Origin of the sequence: Bradyrhizobium sp. HKCCYLS1011, from assembly GCF_051167795.1 — a bacterium.
Classification (GTDB): domain Bacteria; phylum Pseudomonadota; class Alphaproteobacteria; order Rhizobiales; family Xanthobacteraceae; genus Bradyrhizobium.
Map to the genome: position 1 here is coordinate 580,408 of NZ_JBNPTT010000003.1, position 20,585 is coordinate 600,992.

Consider the following 20,585-nt stretch of genomic DNA (forward strand, 5'->3'; position numbering starts at 1 on the left):
CGAGCTGTGCTGACCCGTCTGGTTGCCGCGTTCCAATTATTTCAGTTCGTGGTTATGGATTCCGGGCTCGCGCGTTCCGCGCGCCCGGAATGACGGCGTTTGCTATTTGAGATGCTGCGCAAAGAACGTCATCGCGCGCGGCCAGGCGAGATCGGCGCTGGTCTTGTCGTAGCTGGCGCGTTCATCGCAGCTGAAGCCGTGCTGCGCGCCCGGATAGATGAAGATCTCGAGCTCCGGCCGCTTGGCCTTGATGGTCTCGACATCGCTCAAGGGAATGCCGGCGTCCTTCTCGCCGAAATGCAATTGCACCGGCACTTTCGGCGTTTCGTCGGCAAAGCGCACGATGGCGCCGCCGTAATAGCCGACCGCCGCCTTGAGGCCCGACAGCCTTGTCGCCGCCACATAGGCGATGCTGCCGCCGAGACAGAAGCCGACGATGCCGACCGGGCCGACAGCCTGGACAGCGTCGATCGCAGCCTGGGTATCGCGCAACATCGCCTGCCAATCCGGATTGGCGACGAATTTGCGCGCGACTGCGATTTCCTCAGGTGAATATCCCGATGTGAAGCCGGGCTCGGTGCGGTCGAAGATCGAGGGCGCTACCGCGACATAGCCCTCGGCCGCCAATCGGTCGCAGACATGGCGGATGTGGTGATTGACGCCAAAAATCTCCTGGATCACGACCAGCGCGCCCTTCGGCTTGCCGGCAGGATCGGCGCGGTAGGCGCCGAATTCAAAATCGTCGGAAGCGGTCAGTCTGATGTCCTGTCCCACGGTCATTCCTTGGTTGATGTGCGAGGATGAGCTGATCCGGACCTAAGGTCCGGCGTGGCTACTGCCACATCCAGTTCTCGCCATAATCCTCTTTCCAGCCGGTCAGGTGGCCCCGGCGGAACTTGAGGAACAGGCGATGATGGTGAGGGACCAGGCCGCTGCCGCCGAGATCGCGCAGCACCAGATAGATCTCGTTGCCGGCAGATCCCTTCACATAAGTCAGCGGCTGGCCGAGGGCACGCGAGGTCTCGCCGGCGTCCATGCCGAAGGCAAGCGGGGTGGTGTTGGAGAGTGTTGCCGTGAACGGCAGCCGGTGCACGCCATCAGGGGCGATCTGCTGCGCGGTCGCCGGCCGCAGGCCAATGCCCGCTGGCGCAATGAAGGTTGCGATCAGAAGCGCGCAACCAGCACGCGCCATCCGTGTCATCCAGCGGCAGCTCATGACGTCTGATCTCAGATTTGGTGTTTCAGAATGTTCCGTCGGCTTGTTGCGCAGTTTAGCGCGATCCTGCTGATCGAGGAACATCATAAGTTGGCGAGCGGATGTGGCCCGCTCGCATGCCTTGCGTCGCGCGGACGTCGTCGAAGGACCGTGCCGTAGCCGATGCGGTGACCACGGTCGCGCCGGCGCGCGGCCAACGCGGTCTTTGTTGCCTGCGTGTGCGCTTGCATGCGAGTGTCGGCGATGACAGCCGAGGCGGCGAATACCGCGATGAGGGATCCTCCTCGGTCCCCCTTCGATTCAATTTGATTCATATTGTCTGCAGCGCGGGTAAATCGCGCGATCTGATTAGGTCTGCGGTTACCCCGATGCAGACAGTTTGAACAAACCGGTTAAGCGGCAGGGAACGCGCGACGGGGTAAATTCGATCGGCACCAAAACGGCCCGGGGGCGAGCACGTATGACTGCAGTAGCCAAGAAGACCGCATCCGCTACCAAGCGCCATCTGTTGCTGGCGTCGGATCGCGGCGACCAGAGCAGCGAACTCGCCCGCATCCTGCGCTCGGTCGGCGACGTCGACACGATGCCGACCACCGAGATCCCGGAAGATCCGGAAGGCCGCTTCTCCGGCGTGATCGTCGATATCAATCTCCGCTCGCCGGAAAGCGTGCAGCGGGTGCGCAGGAAGCTGTCCTCACGTGCTTACAGCGACATGCCGCGGCTGTTCGTGCTGCAGGAAGCCCTGCACCACGCCACCATGCAGGCCTGGGCGCTCGGCGCGACCGACACCATTGCGCGCCCGTTCAGCCCGGGAGATGTACTGCAGCGGATTCGCGGCGCCTTTCCGAGCAATGACGGCTATGACGAGACCGATCGCGGCAAGCTGCTCAACCGCGGCGTCGAAGCTGCGCACGAGGTCATGGTCAAGATCTTCGAGAAGCTGCCGGCCGGCGTGCCGCTGTCGATGGACGATGTCATCGCGGCCGAGGGCAAGATCCTGAAGGCGATCAAGCACTCCTCGCTGCGCGAATGGCTCACCGTCGTCGGCTGCCATCACAACGACACCTATCGCCACTGCTTGTTCGTCACCGGATTTGCGGTCGGCTTTGCGCTGCATCTTGGGATGCGCGATGACGACCAGCGCCGCCTGACCCGCGCCGCGCTGCTGCACGACGTCGGCAAGGCCTTCATTCCGGTCGCGGTGCTCGACAAACAGGGCAAGCTGACGGCAGAAGACATCGCGGTCCTGCGCCAGCATCCGCGCCGCGGCTATGAGGCGCTGGCCGAGCAGGGCGGCTTCCCGCCGGAAATGCTCGACGTCATCCTGCATCACCACGAATTCCTCGACGGCACCGGCTATCCGAACGCGCTGCGCAGCGAGCAGATCAGCGACATCGTGCGGCTCACCACGATCGTCGACATCTACGCTGCGCTGACCGAGAATCGGGCCTATCGCGCGCCGTTCCCGCCGGCCCGTGCCTTCTCCATCATGGAGAACATGGGCGCGAAGCTGGACCAGCAGCTGCTGCAGGCCTTCCGCCCCGTGGCAATGGGCGCGCATTGAGTCGGCGCGTCATCGGCCGGCCCTGACCTCGATCTCCTTGAACGGCGCCGCCGCGTAGACCACGTCGCCGCCGACCATGGTCAGCAGCGAGCGGATGTTGCCGATCTCCTTGACCGGCACCGTCAGATAATCGGCCGAGAGCACGGCGAGGTCGGCATATTTTCCCGCCTCCAGGGTGCCGCGCTTGTCGTCGTCATTGGCCATGAAGGCGGAGTTGCGGGTGTACATGGTGAGCGCCTGCGGTCGGCTCGGTGCTTCCGCCTCGCCGCGGGTCTGGGTGCCGCCGATGGTGGTGCCGTCGAGATACCATTGCAGCGACACGAACGGATTATAGGACGACACCCGATGCGCGTCGGTGCCGGCGGCGACCGTCAGCCCGAGCTTCAGCGCGGTGGCGATCCGCGGCATCTCGCGCGCCCGCTCGGCTCCGACCTCCTGCTGCAGCCGCTCGCCGCCGAAATAGAGCCCGTCCTGCACGCCCCAGATCAGGCCGAGCCCCAGCATGCGCTTCAGATTTTCCTCTGACGCATTGTAGAGATGCAGCACGGTCCAGCGCAGGTTCCGGACCGGAGTGTCCTTGTTGATGTCCTCGATCACGTCGAGCAGATCGTGCACGGTGCGGTCCGGATTCCAATGCAGCTGGATGGTGTAGCCTTTCGAGGCCGCCCGGCGCAGCAGTTCGGCGAGCCTGGCCTTGCCGTCGGCCGTGATGTCGCCGTCGGTCCAGTCGGCCCAGATCAGGATCTCGCCGGGACCGTTGAAATGCAGCATGTCATCACCGAAGCCCTGCGGCAGCAGCTGCGTCAGGTTCTGCAGGTCGGCAAGCTCCGAGCCCGGCTTCGGCGCGCAGAGATGATAGGCCACGCGGACGGTGAGCTTCTTGTCGCGCCACAGCTTGAACAGGGCTTGGTAGTTGGCGGGATACATGCTGACGCCGCCGCCGTCGACGATGCCGGTGATCCCGAGTGAATTCATCTCGCGGAAGAAGTCCTGCGAGCCTTCGACCTGTTGCGCGAGGGTTGGCTTTGGCAGGCGATCGAAGATCTTGCCGAGCGCAGCGCCGCCCGCGACGATCGCGCCGGTGGGCCTGCCGTTGCTATCGCGCTCGAGCTTGCCCCCAGGGGCGACATCCGCATCGTCGCGGATGTTGAGCACCTCCATGGCTTTCGGCGACAGCAGCAGCCAATCATAGAGGTGCTGGATGTAGACCGGGTTGTCCGGCGCGGCCGCCGCGATGTCCTGAGGCGTAGGCCTGCGCTTCTCCGCGAACTGCTCCTCGGTCCAGCCGCCGGCCACCACGATCCACGAACCCGGAGGTTTCGTTGTGGCCGCGGCGCGGATCTTGTCCAGCGCCTCTTTCAGCGTTGGCACGCCGATCCAGTTCACTTCGGTGCCGAACGTCAGCGCCGCGCGCACCCCGTGGATGTGGCCGTCGGTCAGCCCGGGAATGACGGTACGGCCGCCGAGGTCGATGACGCGCGTATGGGCGTCGGCCAGCGCCTTCATCGCCGTCGAGTTGCCGGTCGCGAGCACGCGTCCATGGCCGATCGCGATCGCCTCCTGGACCGTGAAATCCTTGTCGACGGTCAACACCTTGCCGTTGAACAGAACGGTATTAGCCGTTTCGGCCAATGCGGCGCCGGTGGATAAGAGCAGCAATCCCGCAACGCACACTCCAAGACCACGATGACGCATCTGCTCCTCCCCAATGTTATCGATCGATGGCGCGGAGCCAGGCGTCGCGCTACGTCGATCTTCGTTGTTGGATTTGTCGGACTTTCCGGCGTTGCTTGTCAAACCGAGAAGGGCGCAACGGAGCGCGGTTCGCTGGCGCGCGACCTATCCCGCACGACGTTTGCTTCAAGCCGGGGTGGACAACCGGCTGCGGCCGGTGGGCACGTCAGCCTTCACTCTGCATACGACGATATTTCGATCAGGCTGCCGTCGGGATCGCGGCAATAGACCGAGCGCAAAGTTCCCCGCGCGCCTTGCTTGGCAACCGGGCCTTCCTCGATGGCAACGCCATTGGCTGCAAGATGCGCCACCACCTCGTCCGGCGTGCTGGTGGTGAGAAAGCAGAGGTCGTCGCTGCCGGCCATCTCATGGTCGGCGGTGAACCAGTCGACCTTGTCCGCGTCCTTCGGTCGCACGTTGATCTTCTGGTTGCCGAACACGAGCGAGGTGCGTTTCGCCTTGCCCTGGCCGGGATCGAACACGACGACCTCCATGCCCAGGATCTTTTGGTACCATTCCGTGGTGCGGGCAACGTCGCTGACATTGATGACGAGGTGATCGAGCGCGTGGACCTTGACCGGCATCGCTTATCCCTTTTCATAAAGCTGCAGAACTCGTCGGAGCCGCCGGCGCCTGTTATAACGGCAGGCCTCTCGGCATCAACGATAACGATAAGATTCGGGGAAACGCATGATCTCACGTCGCCGCGCGATTGGCCTGATCGCTTCCGCTGTTCCGGCCACCGCGTTCATCCGCAGCGCCTCCGCGCTCGATTATCCGACCCGCCCGATCCGCTTCGTGGTCGGCTATCCGCCAGGCGGTGCCACCGATATCCTGGCGCGGCTGATCGGGCAGCGCCTGTCGGAAAGCATGGGCCAGCAATTCGTGGTCGAGAACAAGCCGGGCGCCGGCAACAATATCGGCACCGAGGCGGTGGTGAACGCCGCCCCCGACGGCTACACGATTCTCCTGGTCAATCCCGCGAACTACATCAACACCACGCTTTACGCCAATCTCAAGTTCAACTTCGTCCGCGACATCGCGCCGATCGCCTCGTTCAACCGGGTGCCGAATGTCATGACGGTCAACAAGGACGTGCCGGCCAACAATGTGGCCGAATTCATCGCCTATCTGAAGGCCAATCCGGGCAAGGTGAACATGGCCTCCTCGGGCAACGGCACCTCGGTGCACCTGTCGGGCGAGATGTTCATGGCGATGACCGGCACCAAGATGCAGCACGTGCCGTATCGCGGCGCGGCGCCGGCGATCACCGATATGCTCGGCGGCCAGGTGCAGATCATGTTCGACAACATGCCCTCGATCATCCAGCACATCCGCGCCGGTTCGCTGCGGGCGCTTGGCGTGACGACCGCGGAGCGTTCACCGCAGCTGCCGGACGTGCAGGCGATTGCCGAGACCGTGCCGGGCTATGAGGCGAGTGCGCTGTTCGGGGTTGGCGCGCCGAAGAACACGCCGAAAGAGATCGTCGAATTGCTCAACAAGCAGGTCAACACCATCCTGGCCGAACCGGGGATCAGGAAGAGCTTGGTCGAGCTCGGTGGCGAGCCGCTGATCCAGTCGCCGGAGGCGTTCGGCGCGATGGTGGCGGCGGAGACCGAGAAGTGGAAAAAGGTGGTCGAGTTTGCTGGGCTGAAGGTGGAATAGGGCGGCGCGAGAATGTCGTTTTTTAACCATGGGACTGTGCTGTAAGACACCGGCAACGGAGGAGGCAGGAACCATGCGTCGGATCGTATTGATGGCCGCGACTTTGGTTGGGGCGGGCTTGATGGGCGGGGTCGGCTCGACGCCGGCCGCGGCCTATGAATATCCCTGGTGTGTGCAGGGCCGTGGCGTCGGCTATCCCGGCGACTGCTCCTACCAGACCTATGCGCAGTGCCAGGCCAGCGCCTCTGGCCGTTTGGTCTCCTGCGGCATCAATCCAGTGGTCGCGTTTGCGCGCGCTCGCCAGGGCCTGCCGGTCTACATCGATGAGCCGTTCCCTGCGCCGCGCCGTCGTTACCATCGTGAGCGTCAATACTACTGAGCGCGCCATTACTGAGCCCTCCGGGGCGCTGGCTCCGGCCGGGCGGTATTCGAACGGCCTTGCATTCGCTTTGCGAGCCGATATACTTTGTATCGCAAAGTTCGAGTTGATCCGGTTCGGCTCGTTCGGGGTATGAGATGCAGGATCTCGACAAGGCGCTCGCCGACATCATCGCGATTCGCAGCCAGCTCGCTGCCGGAACGGCCTTTCGCGGTTATGGTCCCGCGACCATGGCGGCGACGTCGGCGGTGGCGCTGGTCACCGTGCTGTTGCAGCACGCTTGGCTCGAAGATCCGACCGGCCAGCCGCTGACCTTCCTGTTGGGCTGGGCCGCCGCGGCCTTGGTCTCTTTGACAATGATCTGGGTCGAGATGCGGGCGCGCTCGCGCCGCCATCATTCCGGCCTTGCCGATGCGATGATCCACCAGGCGGTCGAACAGTTTCTGCCGGCCGGCATTGCCGGCGTATTGCTCGCGGTCTTGTTGTGGAAGTTCGCGCCGGAATCGTTGTGGACGCTGCCCGGGCTTTGGCAGGTGTTGACCTCGCTCGGCGTATTCGCCTCGGTCCGCTCATTGCCGCGCACGGTGGCGCTGGCGGGAGCCTGGTATTTTCTCGCCGGATTTGCCGTGCTCGTGTTTGCCAGCGCAACCCACACGCTGTCGCCCTGGACCATGGGCCTGCCCTTTGCGGTCGGTCAGGCGCTGATGGCGGCAATCCTGTATTTTGCGTCCGGAGAGTCCGATGTCGAAGACTGACAACAGCGCGCCGTTTTCCTATGACGGCCTCGATCGCGTGATCCACGAAAAGGCGCGGCTCGGGCTGCTCACCTCGCTGATCGCCCATCCGAAGGGACTGGCCTTTGCCGACTTGAAGCAGCTTTGCGGGCTCACCGACGGCAACCTCTCGCGGCATCTGCAGGTGCTGCAGGAGGCAGGCCTGGTCGAAGTGACAAAAGGGTATGAGGGCAACCGTCCGCACACCACCTGCCGCCTCACCAAGATCGGCCGCCGCCGCTTTCTCGACTATCTCGCCGTGCTCGAACGTCTGGTGCGCGACGCCGCGCATGCTGCGGGCAAGGAGCACGTCCACCTGCCGCATCTCGGCGCCGTGCCGAGCCGGGCTTGATGCTATTTTTTTGACCAGGAGCTTTATGATGCAAAGTCGTTTCCAGTCCAAACCTCAACCGAATGCGAGCGAGAAGCTCCATGTCGGCATCATCATGGACGGCAACGGCCGCTGGGCGACCCGGCGCGGCCTGTCGCGACTGCGCGGGCACGAGGCCGGGGTGGAGGCGATCCGTCGCGTGGTGGAGGCGGCTCCGGAGCAGGGCGTGGGAACGCTGACCCTCTATGCTTTTTCCAGCGACAATTGGCGCCGCCCGCGCGCCGAGGTCGCGGGGCTGATGACGTTGTTGCGGATCTATCTCGCCAACGAGGTCGAGGCGCTCGCGCGCAACGGTGTGCGGCTGACGGTGATCGGGCGCCGGGATCGCTTGCCTGACGGCATCGCGGCGGCGATCGCGCGGGCGGAAGCCGCGACCGCAAACGGCGAGACGCTGCATCTGCGCATTGCGGTGGATTATTCCGCACGCGACGCCATCCTCAACGCCGCACTGAAGGCCCGCGAGCTCGGCAATCTCAGCCGAGAAGGCTTCTCGGATCTGGTCACCGGCGAGGTCGGCCTGCGCGACGTCGACCTCATCATCCGCACCTCCGGCGAGCAGCGGCTCTCCGATTTCCTGCTCTGGGAGGGCGCCTATGCCGAGCTGCATTTCACGGCGCGGATGTGGCCCGACTTCGATGCGCAGGATCTGACGCAGGCGCTGGCCTCCTTCCATGGCCGCGAGCGCCGCTTCGGCGGACTCGAGGCGCTGCCGCTGGCGCCAGCACCGAGCCTGTGACATCGGAGCTGTGCTGCGGCTCTATCGCTTGCGGTCGCATGCGGCACAATCTTCCCGGGCATCGGGGAATCATCTACTGCTGCGTGCAGGAGCCGCAGAGACCCGTCGATGAGCCGCCAGCAGCGCCGTCCGCCCGGCAAGTTCGCCAAGCCCGCCGGTGCCCCGCGCCCCGATACGGCGGAGGCGTTGTGTGCCGCCGCCCTTCGCATGCTGCGGGCGGGGCAGGTGGTGGAGGCCGAGCAGGCCTGCCGTCGTGCGCTGACCGTGGATGCCGGCCATGCCGACGCGCTCAATGCAATGGGGCTGGTCTGCGCCGCGCTCGCACGCCATGAGCTTGCGATCGAATGGTTTGCCCGCGCCATCACTCAAAATCCGACCGTCGCCGACTATTTCATCAATCTCGGTCAGGTGCTGCGCGAGCGTGGGCGGTTGGACGAAGCCGTCAAATGCTTTGACCGCGCGCTGCAGCTCAAGCCGGATGTGCCGGAGAGCTGGGATGCTCTTGCCGGGGTGTTGCACCAGCAGGGCCGGCTCGATGAAGCCGCGCAGGCTTATGACCGCGCGTTGCAGCTTGTGCCGGATCGCGCCGAGATCTGGTTCCGGCTTGGCGAGCTGTTGAAGGCGCAGGAGCGCCAGCTTGAGGCGGCACTGAGCTTCGACGAGGCGCTGAAGTTCAAGCCTGATGATCTCGAGGCCGCCAACAATGCGGGGCTGATCTACTTCAATACCGAGCGTTACGAGGAGGCGATCGCCCGGTTCGACCGGTCGCTGCGGCTGAAGGCGGATCAACCCGGCGTGCTTTGCCTCAAGACCATCTCGCTGCGGCGATTGCGGCGCTACGAGGAGGCGTTCGAGGCCGGCAAGCGCGCCCATGCGCTGGCGCCGCACGATCCTGACATCGCCAACAGCTTCGGCTGCGTGCTGCAGAATCTTGGCCGCTACGATGAAGCGGTGGCGGTGTTCGACAAGGCTATCGCCATCAGGCCGGATTTTGCGGATTTTCACAACCATCGCGGCACATCGCTGGCGGAATTGCATCGCTTCGAGGAGGCGTTTGCGAGCTTTGAGCGCGCGATCGCGCTGAAGCCGGATCTGGCCGACGCGCATTGGAACGCGGCGCTGTTCCGCCTCTTGGTCGGCGATTTCACGCACGGCTGGGCGGCACGCGAATGGGGCCGCAAGTGCCGCGCGGTCGGTTTCGTCGATCGCACGTTCGACGCCCCGTTGTGGCTCGCGGATGCGCCGCTCGCCGGCAAGACCATCCTGCTCCACAGCGACGAGGGTCTCGGCGATACCATCCAGTTCTGCCGCTACGCGACCATGGTCGCCGAGCAAGGTGCGCGCGTGCTGCTGGAGGTCGATGCCGTGCTGCAGCCGCTGCTCGCGGGTGTCGCCGGCGTGGCACAATGTCTCGCGCGTGGCCGCGATGCGGTGCCTGCGGTTGACTATCATTGTCCGCTGTCGAGCCTGCCGCTTGCTTTCGCGACGCGGCTCGAGACCATTCCGTCCGCGCCGTCCTATCTGCGTTTGCCGTCGGATGACCGCGTGCAGATCTGGCGCGACCGGCTCGGATCGCGCGACCGGCTGCGCGTCGGCCTGGTGTGGTGCGGCAACCCTGCCCATCTCAACGACCACAACCGCTCCATGCCACTGTCCGCGCTGGCGCCGCTGTGGGATGCGGATGCGCAATTCATCAGCCTGCAGAAGGAGCCACGTCCGGCGGACAGAACATTTCTGGCGACGCGAGGGGACATCCTCGATCCGACCGCCGAGGTCGGCGACTTTGTCGACACCGCGGCGCTGATCTCCTGCCTCGATCTCGTCATCACCGTCGACACCAGCGTTGCCCATCTTTCGGGCGCCCTCGGTAAGCCGACCTGGATCATGCTGCCGTTTACGCCGGATTATCGCTGGCTTTTGAACCGCGACGACAGCCCCTGGTATCCAAGCGTGCGGCTGTTCCGGCAGGATGCAAGCCGCGATTACGCGCGTGTGGTCACGCGCGTGCGCGCCGCCTTGGACGACATAACCAAAACTTGATCCCGTGCCGGCGAATGCCCGGCCGCCCTGTTTGAGCTGCGTCAACGGGTTTACCTCCGCCTGTGGCACACGACCTTAAGTGTTCTGAAATGCAGAGGCGTGGTGCATGGATCAACAGGAAATTCAGCGTTCCGGTCCTCCGGTCGCGACCGCGCCCCAGCTGCATCCGGCTGTGCCAGCGGGAACCGAGGTGCTGCCTGTACCCGCGCATGTCGTCCGTCGGAAGCGGCGCGCATGGCCGTTTCTGCTGCTGCTGGTCGCCCTCGGTGCCGCCGGCGGTGGCGGCTATCTCTGGTGGCAGCACACGCATCCGCCGTTGCCAGTCGGCATCAGCTTCGGCAATGGCCGCATCGAGGCCGATGAGATCGACATTGCCACCAAATATGCCGGGCGTGTCTCCGAGCTGCTCGCCGACATCGGCGATATGGTGACGCCGGCGCAGGTCGTGGCGCGGATGGACACCAAAGAGCTGCAACAGTCGCTGTCGAAAGCCGAGGCGCAGGAGCAGCAGGCGCAACACGTGGTCGACCAGGCGCGCGCCAGCCTCACGCAATCGCAGACCCAGAAGACGCTGGCGGAGCAGGAGATGCAACGCACGCGGGCGCTGCTGCAGAACGGCTGGACGACGAAGGAGACGGCCGACCAGCGTCAGCAGATCCTTGATGCCGCGACTGCAGGTTTTGCTGGCGCAACGGCCAAAGTGTCGGAAGCCGAGCGCGCGCTGGAAGCGGCCCGCCATGATGTGGCGCTCTACCTGGTGCAGATCGCCGACAATTCGCTGGTGGCGCCGAAAGCCGGCCGCATCCAGTATCGGCTCGCCAATATCGGCGAGGTGCTGGCTGCAGGCGGCAAGGTCTTCACCATGCTCGACATCGGCTACGTCTATATGGACATCTTTCTGCCGACCGAGCAGGTCGGCAAGATCAAGGTCGGCACCGAGGCCCGCATCGTGCTCGACGCTTATCCTGATCGTCCTATTCCCGCCCAGGTCTCCTTCGTCGCAAGCGAGGCGCAATTCACGCCGAAGACGGTGGAGACCCAGAGCGAACGCGACAAGCTGATGTTCCGCATCCGCGTCCGCGTCGACCCGGAGCCATTGGCTGCACATGCAGATGCCGTGAGAAGCGGGCTTCCCGGCGTCGCCTATGTCCGTTGGAAACCGGACGTCACCTGGCCCGCCAGCCTGCAAGTGTCGCCATGAGCGATGCCGCGCCTCCGGTCGCGGTGATCAGGAATGTTACGCAGCGCTATCGCGACGTCACCGCCCTCGCCGATATCTCGATCGAATTGCCGTCCGGTTGCGTCGTCGGATTGATCGGCCCCGACGGGGTCGGCAAATCGTCGCTGCTGTCGATTTTGGCCGGCGCCCGCGCAATTCAGGACGGGCAGGTCATGGTGCTTGGCGCCGACATGGCGGATCGTCGGGCGCGATCCAGGGTTTGCCCGCGCATCGCCTACATGCCGCAGGGGCTCGGCAAGAATCTCTATCCCGACCTCAGCGTCCGCGAAAATATCGAGTTCTTTGCTCGCCTGTTCGGCCAATCCAGGGACGAGCGCGAATGGCGCATCGCCGAGCTTCTCGAGAGCACGGGACTGGCGGATTTTGCAGACCGTCCGGCGAAGAAGTTGTCCGGCGGCATGAAGCAGAAGCTCGGCCTGTGCTGCTCGCTGATCCACGACCCCGATCTGCTGATTCTCGATGAACCGACCACCGGGGTCGATCCGCTGTCGCGACGCCAATTCTGGGACCTTATCGACCGGCTGCGCGCGCGTAGCGCGGGCAAGATGAGCGTCGTCGTCGCGACGGCCTATATGGAGGAGGCCGAGCGCTTCGATTGGCTGATCGCCATGAATGATGGTCGCATTCTCGCCACCGGCTCGCCGGCCGAGCTCAGAGTGCAGACCGGCGCCACCTCGATCGAGGATGCGTTCGTCGCGCTGTTGCCGCTGGCTGCGGACCAGGATCAGGCGGAGATGCCGGCACGCACCGTGCTCGATGGCAGCCACGAGCCGGTGATCATCGCGCGTGAGCTGACCCGCCAGTTCGGCGATTTCACCGCCGTGGATCGCGTCAGTTTCTCGATCCGCAAGGGCGAGATCTTCGGCTTCGTCGGCTCCAATGGTTGCGGCAAGACCACCACCATGAAGATGCTCACCGGTCTCCTGCCGCCGAGCGACGGCGAAGCGCTGATCTTCGGTCGCACCATGGAGGCCGGCAATTACGAATCCCGCCGCCGCGTCGGCTACATGTCGCAATCCTTCTCGCTCTATGGCGAGCTGACCGTGCGGCAAAATCTCGTGTTGCACGCCAGGCTTTTTCACCTGCCGCCCGATCAGGCCGACAAGCGCATCGCCGAGCTGGTCGAGCGCTGTGATCTCGCCGATCATATCGATGGCCTCGCCTCCGACCTGCCGCTCGGCATCCGCCAGCGGCTTTCGCTTGCGGTTGCGATCGTTCACAAGCCCGATCTGTTGATCCTCGACGAGCCCACGTCGGGCGTCGACCCTGTCGCGCGCAATCAGTTCTGGCGGCTGCTGATCGAGCTCTCCCGCAACGACGGCATGACGATCTTTGTCTCCACCCACTTCATGAACGAGGCCGCGCGCTGCGACCGCCTGTCGTTGATGCATGACGGGCGCGTGCTCGCGACCGATACGCCGGACGGACTGATCAAGGCCAAGAATGCGCGATCGCTCGAACAGGCCTTCATCGCTTTTCTGGAGCAGGACGCCGGTGTCGACGACGGCGCACCGGTGACGCTGACGCAGGCCGATCCGAACCGGGCCGCTCTGCCGAGAGCAGACGAGGATGGCCAGCGCGCGCTGTTCAGCTCGCGGCGTCTGCTCGCCTACACGATCCGTGAGGGGCTCGAGCTCATCCGCGATCCGATCCGGCTGCTGTTTGCGCTGTTCGGCACCGCATTCCTGATGATCGTGATCGGCTTCGGCATCTCGACCGACGTCAATAACCTGACCTTTGCGGCGCTCGACCACGACCAGACGCCGGAGAGCCGTGCCTACCTCGCCGAGCTGCGCGGGTCGCGCTATTTCACGGAAAGACCGCCGCTTGCTGATTACGCGGATCTGGAGCGGCGGATGAAGAACGGCGACATCAAGGCCTCGATCGAGATCCCGCCGAATTTCGGTATGGACATCAAGCGCGGCCGTCCCGCTTTCGTCTCCGCCTGGATCGATGGTTCGATGCCGTTCCGCGCCGAGACCATCCGCGGCTATCTCGAGGGAACGCATATCCTCTATTTGTCCGACCCCGCCGTGAAGACCACGCAGGCTTCCGCGGCCTCGGCAGCCGACATCGCGATCCGCTTCAAGTACAATCAGTCGTTCGACAGCATCTACGCGATGGTGCCGACCACGATCGCGCTGATGCTGGCGCTGTTTCCGGCGATCCTGATGGCGCTGGCTGTGGTCCGGGAGAAGGAGCTCGGCTCCATCACCAATCTCTATGTCACGCCCGTGACCCGGCTCGAATTCCTGCTCGGCAAGCAACTGCCCTATGTCGCGGTCGCCCTGGTCAATTTCGCGGTCATGTTCGTGATGGCGCTGTGGCTGTTTCGCGTGTCCTTCAAGGGCAGCATGTTGCCGCTGCTCCTGGGCACGGTGGTCTATGTCTTCACGACCACCGGGTATGGCATGCTGATCTCGACCTTCTGCCGCACCCAGATCGCGGCGCTGTTCGGCACCGCGATTCTGACGGTGCTGCCGGCGACGCAGTTTTCCGGCATGATGGTCCCCGTGTCGTCGCTGTCGGGCTTCGCCCAGCTGATCGGCATGGGCTTTCCGATGACCTATTTCCGTCCAATCACCGTCGGCACCTTTACCAAAGGTCTCGGCTTTGCCGATCTCGGGCCATACGTCCTGATGCTGCTCGCGTTCATTCCCGTGCTGACGACGCTCAGTCTCGTTCTGTTGCCGAAGCAGGAGCAGTGAGGGGTCATGCGCTCGCTGTCCAACATCTTCTGGCTCGGGACCAAGGAATTGCGCAGCCTGTTCGGCGACGTCGTGCTGATCGGGCTGGTGATCTATTCGTTTACCGTCGCGGTGATCAGCCAGGCGCAGAGCAATTCGCAGGAGCTCTATCACGCCTCGATCGCCGTGGTCGACGAGGACAGTTCCGAACTGTCGCGCCGCATCATCGGCGCGTTCCTGCTGCCCTACTTCCAGCCGCCGGTGCACATCACGCAAGCTCAGATCGAGCCGGTGATGAACAGCGGCAGATTCACCTTCGTGCTCGACATTCCGCCGAACTTCGAGCGCGACGTCCTGGCCGGTCATCGGCCGGCTCTGCAGGTCAATGTGGACGCCACTGCAATGGTGCAGGCGGGTCTTGGCTCGGGCTACATCCTGCAGATCATCGATACTGAGATCGACTGGTTCCTGGCGCGGGCGCAGACCACGCCCTTGTCGCCGGTCAATCTGGTGACGCGGATCGCGTTCAACCCGAACGTGACGACGTCCTGGTTCGAGAGCGTGATGGGCATCATCAGCAGCGTCACCATGCTCGCGATCATCCTGGCGGGCGCGGCGCTGGTGCGCGAGCGCGAACATGGCACGATGGAGCATCTTCTCGTCATGCCGCTCTCACCATTCGAGATCGCGATGTCCAAGATCTGGGCCAATGGGCTGGTCATTGCGGCTGCTGTCGTGATCGCGCTTTATCTGGTGGTGCAGCTCGTCCTTGGCGTGCCGATCGCGGGCTCGATTCCGTTGTTCATGGTCGGCGTCGTGCTTTACCTGTTCTTCGGCACCGCGGTCGGCCTGTTTCTCGGCACCATCGCACGCTCGATGCCGCAGCTCGGGCTGCTCTACATCCTGGTCGCGGTGCCCATGAACATGCTGTCGGGCGGTGCCACGCCGGTCGAAGCTCAGCCGCAATGGCTGTCCACGATCATGAAAGCTTCGCCCTCGACCCACTTCGTATCGGTCGCGCAAGCGATCCTCTATCGCGGCGCAGGGTTCGACGTGGTGTGGCCGCATTTCATCGCGATCGCCGGCATCGGCGCGCTGTTTCTGACCCTGACGATCTGGCGTTTCCGCGCCGCGGTCACCGCCACCGGAGCGTAGCCGAAAGGAGACAGCTTTCGGCCCATCGTTGAACAGGGTTTCGGAAAGCTTAATCCTGCAGGGGCGCCAGACCGGGCGCGTGTGCATCCCGGCCGTGCCGCCTGCACGCGCGCCGGCAACGGTTCGCCAACCATCGCATCGGCTGGTCCGGGGCGCTAACGATTTCGAAAATCGCGCTGGTGCACCGTCAGCCTGTCCTGAGGGGGACAGAGTGGGGAGATTGAGCATGACGATGAATGGGGAAGCCGTCCTGGAAAACGTGCGTCGTTATCGCACCATCGCATCCTTGTATCGGCAGACCGCCGCCTTCCGTCCGCATCAGCGCTGGTCACTGCTGGAGCAGGCGGAGGAATGGGAAAACCGCGCGGTGGTCGAGCTCGAGGGCTATTTCGCTGCCCGCAATGCCGCAAGCGAACGCGCCGCTCCGCGTCCGGCCTATCATGCGCCGCGCTGGGAGATGGCTGCGGCCGCGTAAGCCGCAGCAGTTGCGCATCGCGCACCCGACGATCGCGATGCGGACTTGACAGTCCGCCTTCGCCGGTCCCTTTTGCCGCAGAGGGCTTGCGCGCGGGGACTCGTTATGGTGTCGACCTCGGATTTCCGATCTCAATCGATTGCCACGATGATCACGCGCAGGACCGTGTTGGGCGGCGGTCTTGCCATTCTTGCCACCGCGCAATCCCTGCACGCCGAGCCTGCCGACCAATTCCGCGTAGAGTCCGCCGAGGGTGCAATCGTTTCGGCCCACTATGCCGCAAACGGCACGGCGAAACGGCCGAGCGTCCTGGTTCTGCACGGTGCGCGGGGTGTCGAATTGAGGCAACGTGCCTACGAACGCTATGCCGACGCCCTGACGGCAGCGGGCATCGACGCCTATCTGGTGCGCTACTACAGCCCGGTCGACGACCAGGCAATGGCGCCGACCAGCACGCGGGAAGCTCGCCTCGCGCATGAGGACGCGCGGTTTGGTGCCTGGGCCGAACGGGTCTCGGCGGTCGCTTCCGCGGTGCTGGCGCGCGCCGATAGTTCCGGCCGGCTTGGTCTGCTCGGATTCTCGCTTGGTGGATTCGTCGCTGCCGCGACGGCCGCGCGCGATGACCGTGTTGCTGCGCTCGCCGTGCTCTACGGTGGCATGCCCGACCAGATCGCGACGAGCGTGAAGCATCTGCCGCCGTTGCTCGAGCTGCATGGCGACGCCGATCGCAATGTCTCGATCGCGCGAGGAGAGGCGCTGGTTCGCCTCGCCAAGACCGTCGGCGCCCCGGCCGAGCTCGTCACCTATCCCGGCAAGCCTCACGGGTTCGATTTTGCCGAGAACGATCCTGCGTCGGCGGATGCCGTGGCGCGCGTCGTCGGGTTCTTTCGGGAGCGGTTGCCGGCGGCTTGAGCAGATGCGCGGCCGAAGCCGCGCAGATCGTGCGCATGCTGCAGTCAGATTGCGCAGAACGTCTTCACCTCGCAGTATGGCATTGCCCCATGCGACAAGCGTGATTGACATCGAGGCGCGGTCCCGCTGACCTGCGCACCGTCGGCAGCCGAGGGCGCAAACGCGATGGACAAGGCAGATCTCATTTTGACCAATGGCCGCATCTTTTGCGGCCTGCACGACGGCTTTGCCGAGGCACTCGCCATCGGTGGCGGACGCGTGCTCGCGACCGGCAAGGCCTCCGATATCGAAGGCCTCAGAGGTGGCGCCACGCGCACGATCGATCTCGGTGGCCGCCTCGCGGTGCCCGGGTTGAACGATGCGCATATGCATCTGTTGCCCTATGGGCTCTACATGGCCGAGATCAATCTGCGTCCCGAAGCCGGGGCGCGGAGCGTGAGCGAGATCCTGCGCCGGATCGCGGACAAGGCAAAGACCGCGGCGCCCGGCGAATGGATCCTCGGCCGCGGCTACGATCACAATGAGCTTGCCGAAAAGCGCCATCCGACCGCCGCCGAGCTCGACCGGGTCGCGCCCAATAATCCGGTCTACATCAAGCGCACCTGCGGGCACGTCGCGATTGCGAACACGCTGGCTCTGCGCGAGGCCGGCATCGGCCACAACACGCCGAATCCGGACGGCGGCCTGATCGAGCGGCGCGACAACCAGCTCACTGGACTGCTCGCCGAGCGCGCGATGCGGCTGATCGTCGATGTCGCGCCGAAGCCGACGCGTGCCGAGCTGAAGGCGGCGATCGATCGCGCCAGCCGCTTCATGCTGTCGCAGGGGTTCACCAGCGTGATGGATGCGGCGGTCGGCATGTCCGCCGGCATGGAGGAGATCGCGGCCTACGAAGCCTTGGCCGCCGCGGATGAATTGCCGATCAAGGTCTGGGCCTGCCTCTATGGCAATCCCGATGGCATCGCCGACAAGGCCTATGAGGGCGGCTACCGCTTCGGCCGCCGCACCGGCCTGTTGCGCTATGGCGCGATGAAGGTGTTCGGCGACGGCAGCGCCGGCGGCCTCACGGCGGCGATGAGCGAGCCCTATCTGGTTGGCGAGCCGGACAATCGCGGCATCTTCTGCTTCTCGGACAAGGAGATGCATCAGTACCTCTCGCATTATCATGCGCAAGGCTACCAGCTCGCGATCCATGCGATCGGCGATGCCGCGATCGAGCAGGTGCTGAGCGGCATCGAGGAGGCCGGCACCAAAGACCAGCCGATCGAAGGTCGACGCCACCGCATCGAGCATTGCGGTTTCCTCTCTGACGGCCAGATCGCGCGCATGGCGAAAGCCGGCATCGAACCGGTGCCGCAGCCGATCTTCATGTATGAGTTCGGCGATCTTTACTTGCGCAATGTCGGCGACATCAGGACCGCCGCGGCCTATCCGATGCGCAAATGGCTCGACGCCGGCCTGCATCCGGCGGCGAGCTCGGATGCGCCGGTGTCCACCACTGATCCGTTCAAGAACCTGTTCACGATGACGACGCGGATGTCGAACCGGCATACGGTGCTGGGGCCGGATCAGGTGCTGAGCATGGTCGAGGCGCTGCATGCCTACACCTATTGCGGCGCCTACACCCAGTTTGCGGAATCTGACGTCGGCCGGCTGGTGCCGGGGCAGGCCGCTGACATCGCGGTGCTCAGCGATGATGTCTTTACGTGTGAGCCCGGCAGGCTGGAGCATGATGTGCGCTGTGATCTCACGCTGCTCAACGGCAAGGTGGTGTTCGACCGCGCCGGCGAGCTCGGCGCCGCCGCGGCGGAGTAGGGCGCTTGTAGCGGGATCATGCGCTCACGTTTTGGATCCCGGTGCATGCGCCTGCAGCTCATGCACCAGCACGCGCATGTTTTCCGAATAGTCCACCGGAACGGACACGAGATGCACGCCGCCGGCTGCGAAGGCGGCTTCGAGTGCAGGAGCCAAGCCGTCGGCGGTCTCGACGCGGCTGCCCTTCGCACCGTAGGCCTGCGCGTAAGCGACGAAATCCGGATTGCCGAAGGTCATGCCGAAATCGGGAAAGCCGTCGACGCCCTGCTTCCAGCGGATCATGCCGTAGGCATTATCCTGCAAAATCAGCACGACGAGGTTCACGCCGAGCCGGACCGCGGTCTCCAGCTCCTGCGAGTTCATCATGAAGCCGCCATCGCCGCATACCGCCATCACCCGCCGCTCCGGATGCAGGCACGCGGCCATGATCGCCGACGGCAGCCCGGCGCCCATGGTCGCAAGCGCATTGTCGAGCAGCAACGTATTGGCAACCCGGGTCCGGTAGTTGCGGGCGAACCAGATCTTGTACATGCCGTTGTCGAGGCAGACGATGCCGTCTTCCGGGATCACCTGGCGCACGTCATGCACGATCCGCTGCGGCGTCAGCGGGTAGCGGCTCTCCTCAGCGCGATCCTCGATGCGACGCAGGATCTCCGCGCGCAGGGACAGCAGCGCACCGGCGTTCGGCAGCTTGCCCTCCAGGCGATCGGCAAGGAGTGTCAGGCTCGGACCGACATCGCCGACGAGCTCGGCGTGCGGGAAGAACACTTCCTCGACGGTGGCCGGAAGATAACCGACATGGAGCACCGTCGGCCCGCCGGGACCCATCAGGAACGGCGGCTTCTCGACGGTGTCGTGACCGATAGCGATGATCAGGTCGGCCCGGTCGACGGCGTCGTGGACGTAGTCCCGCTCCGAGAGCGCGGCGGTGCCCATATAGAGTCCGGAGCCGCCGGCGACCGAGCCCTTGCCCATCTGGGTGTTGAAGAACGGAATCTGCAGGCGGCGGACGAAGTCCGCCAGCGCCGCGGCAAGACGCGGCCGGCTGGCGGCGGCGCCGAGCATGACAAGCGGCCGTTGCGCGCCTTTGATCAGCTCGGCCGCGCGATCGAGTGCGGCAGGCTGGGCAACCGGCATGTCGATCGGGTGCGGCGGAATCGGCGCCATGTCCGCGGTCTCGGCTCCGGCGATGTCCTCCGGCAATTCCAGATGCACCGGTCCCGGCCGTTCCTGCTGCGCGACGCGAAAGGCATCGCGCACGATCGAGGGAATGGTCGCCGGGCTGACGATCTGGCGCGCCATCTTGGTCAGCGGCGTCATGGTCGAGACCATGTCGACCACCTGAAACCGCGCCTGCTTGCGGCTCAGGATGCCCTTCTGTCCCGTGATCATCACCATCGGCATCGCGCCAAGCAGCGCATAGGCGGCGCCGGTGGTGAAGTTGAGCGCGCCCGGGCCGAGCGTCGCGAGGCAGACGCCAGGTTTGCCGGTGAGCCGGCCATGGGTGGCGGCCATGAAGGCCGCGGCCTGCTCGTGCCGGGTCAGCACCAGCTCGATGGGGGAGCGCCTGAGCGCCTCGACCACATCGAGGTTTTCCTCGCCGGGCACGCCGAAAATCCGTGTGACGCCCTCGTTCTGCAAGGCAGCGACCAGAAGCTCTGCACCGTCCATCGGCTTGACCTCTCGCGGTTGGTTCGGACGACGATCGGGACGAGGCGAACGCTCCGTCCGTCTCGCCTCAATCGACCGGATCGGGCCGGCCATCGCAACCTTTAATTCCACCCTCGCGCGGTCTTGATGAGT

18 protein-coding genes are annotated in these 20,585 nt (G+C 64.7%); 13 read left to right on the top strand and 5 right to left on the bottom strand.

What is annotated here, in order from left to right; genetic code table 11:
* Positions 1-102: 102 nt before the first annotated feature.
* Positions 103-774 carry a dienelactone hydrolase family protein gene (locus tag ACQR1W_RS11575; protein ID WP_434850876.1) on the bottom strand — a complete coding sequence of 224 codons (672 nt, stop codon included), beginning with the start codon at positions 772-774 and terminating at the stop codon, positions 103-105.
* Positions 775-832: 58 nt separating this feature from the next.
* Complete coding sequence (locus ACQR1W_RS11580) at positions 833-1,192, bottom strand: hypothetical protein (protein WP_008971061.1); 360 nt, start codon at positions 1,190-1,192, stop codon at positions 833-835.
* Between the two features lie 484 nt (positions 1,193-1,676).
* Here ACQR1W_RS11580 and ACQR1W_RS11585 point away from each other — a divergent pair, with 484 nt between their 5' ends.
* Positions 1,677-2,780 (top strand): HD-GYP domain-containing protein, encoded by a 1,104-nt coding sequence (locus ACQR1W_RS11585; protein ID WP_434850877.1) that lies wholly within the window; start codon positions 1,677-1,679, stop codon positions 2,778-2,780.
* 9 nt (positions 2,781-2,789) lie between these two features.
* Here the strand turns inward: ACQR1W_RS11585 and ACQR1W_RS11590 are convergent, their stop codons facing one another.
* Positions 2,790-4,475 carry an amidohydrolase gene (locus tag ACQR1W_RS11590; RefSeq protein WP_434850878.1) on the bottom strand — a complete coding sequence of 562 codons (1,686 nt, stop codon included), beginning with the start codon at positions 4,473-4,475 and terminating at the stop codon, positions 2,790-2,792.
* A gap of 212 nt (positions 4,476-4,687) precedes the next feature.
* Positions 4,688-5,098 carry a VOC family protein gene (locus tag ACQR1W_RS11595; RefSeq protein WP_434850879.1) on the bottom strand — a complete coding sequence of 137 codons (411 nt, stop codon included), beginning with the start codon at positions 5,096-5,098 and terminating at the stop codon, positions 4,688-4,690.
* Between the two features lie 106 nt (positions 5,099-5,204).
* On the opposite strand from ACQR1W_RS11595, the gene ACQR1W_RS11600 reads away from it, so the two are divergent.
* The 12 genes from ACQR1W_RS11600 (at position 5,205) to ACQR1W_RS11655 (ending at position 18,782) form a co-directional block, all read left to right on the top strand.
* Complete coding sequence (locus ACQR1W_RS11600; protein ID WP_434850880.1) at positions 5,205-6,179, top strand: Bug family tripartite tricarboxylate transporter substrate binding protein; 975 nt, start codon at positions 5,205-5,207, stop codon at positions 6,177-6,179.
* 73 nt (positions 6,180-6,252) lie between these two features.
* Positions 6,253-6,558: a DUF3551 domain-containing protein gene (locus tag ACQR1W_RS11605; RefSeq protein ID WP_434850881.1), complete on the top strand. Its 306-nt coding sequence runs from the start codon at positions 6,253-6,255 to the stop codon at positions 6,556-6,558.
* 137 nt (positions 6,559-6,695) lie between these two features.
* A complete protein-coding gene (locus ACQR1W_RS11610) occupies positions 6,696-7,313 on the top strand; it encodes a hypothetical protein (protein WP_008971067.1) in 618 nt (205 codons plus the stop codon).
* Positions 7,300-7,683 (top strand): transcriptional regulator, encoded by a 384-nt coding sequence (locus ACQR1W_RS11615; protein WP_434850882.1) that lies wholly within the window; start codon positions 7,300-7,302, stop codon positions 7,681-7,683. The genes ACQR1W_RS11610 and ACQR1W_RS11615 overlap by 14 nt, the downstream gene beginning before the upstream one ends.
* Before the next feature lie 28 nt (positions 7,684-7,711).
* Positions 7,712-8,458, top strand: coding sequence for a di-trans,poly-cis-decaprenylcistransferase (locus ACQR1W_RS11620; protein ID WP_434850883.1), 747 nt, complete (start codon positions 7,712-7,714; stop codon positions 8,456-8,458).
* A gap of 108 nt (positions 8,459-8,566) precedes the next feature.
* Entirely contained in the window at positions 8,567-10,498 is a 1,932-nt protein-coding gene (locus ACQR1W_RS11625; protein WP_434850884.1) for a tetratricopeptide repeat protein, read from the top strand.
* 106 nt (positions 10,499-10,604) lie between these two features.
* Complete coding sequence (locus ACQR1W_RS11630) at positions 10,605-11,699, top strand: HlyD family secretion protein (RefSeq protein WP_434850885.1); 1,095 nt, start codon at positions 10,605-10,607, stop codon at positions 11,697-11,699.
* On the top strand, positions 11,696-14,446 hold the full coding sequence (gene rbbA, locus ACQR1W_RS11635; RefSeq protein WP_434850886.1) for a ribosome-associated ATPase/putative transporter RbbA: 2,751 nt from the start codon (positions 11,696-11,698) through the stop codon (positions 14,444-14,446). The genes ACQR1W_RS11630 and rbbA overlap by 4 nt, the downstream gene beginning before the upstream one ends.
* Positions 14,447-14,452: 6 nt before the next feature.
* Positions 14,453-15,580 carry an ABC transporter permease gene (locus tag ACQR1W_RS11640; protein WP_434850887.1) on the top strand — a complete coding sequence of 376 codons (1,128 nt, stop codon included), beginning with the start codon at positions 14,453-14,455 and terminating at the stop codon, positions 15,578-15,580.
* A gap of 226 nt (positions 15,581-15,806) precedes the next feature.
* Positions 15,807-16,055 carry a hypothetical protein gene (locus tag ACQR1W_RS11645; protein WP_434850888.1) on the top strand — a complete coding sequence of 83 codons (249 nt, stop codon included), beginning with the start codon at positions 15,807-15,809 and terminating at the stop codon, positions 16,053-16,055.
* Positions 16,056-16,202: 147 nt separating this feature from the next.
* Positions 16,203-16,967 carry a dienelactone hydrolase family protein gene (locus ACQR1W_RS11650; RefSeq protein ID WP_434850889.1) on the top strand — a complete coding sequence of 255 codons (765 nt, stop codon included), beginning with the start codon at positions 16,203-16,205 and terminating at the stop codon, positions 16,965-16,967.
* A 165-nt stretch (positions 16,968-17,132) separates the two neighbouring features.
* Positions 17,133-18,782 carry an amidohydrolase gene (locus tag ACQR1W_RS11655; protein ID WP_434850890.1) on the top strand — a complete coding sequence of 550 codons (1,650 nt, stop codon included), beginning with the start codon at positions 17,133-17,135 and terminating at the stop codon, positions 18,780-18,782.
* Between the two features lie 24 nt (positions 18,783-18,806).
* On the opposite strand, the gene ACQR1W_RS11660 is transcribed toward ACQR1W_RS11655, so the two are convergent.
* A complete protein-coding gene (locus ACQR1W_RS11660) occupies positions 18,807-20,453 on the bottom strand; it encodes an acetolactate synthase large subunit (protein WP_434850891.1) in 1,647 nt (548 codons plus the stop codon).
* Positions 20,454-20,585: the final 132 nt, after the last annotated feature.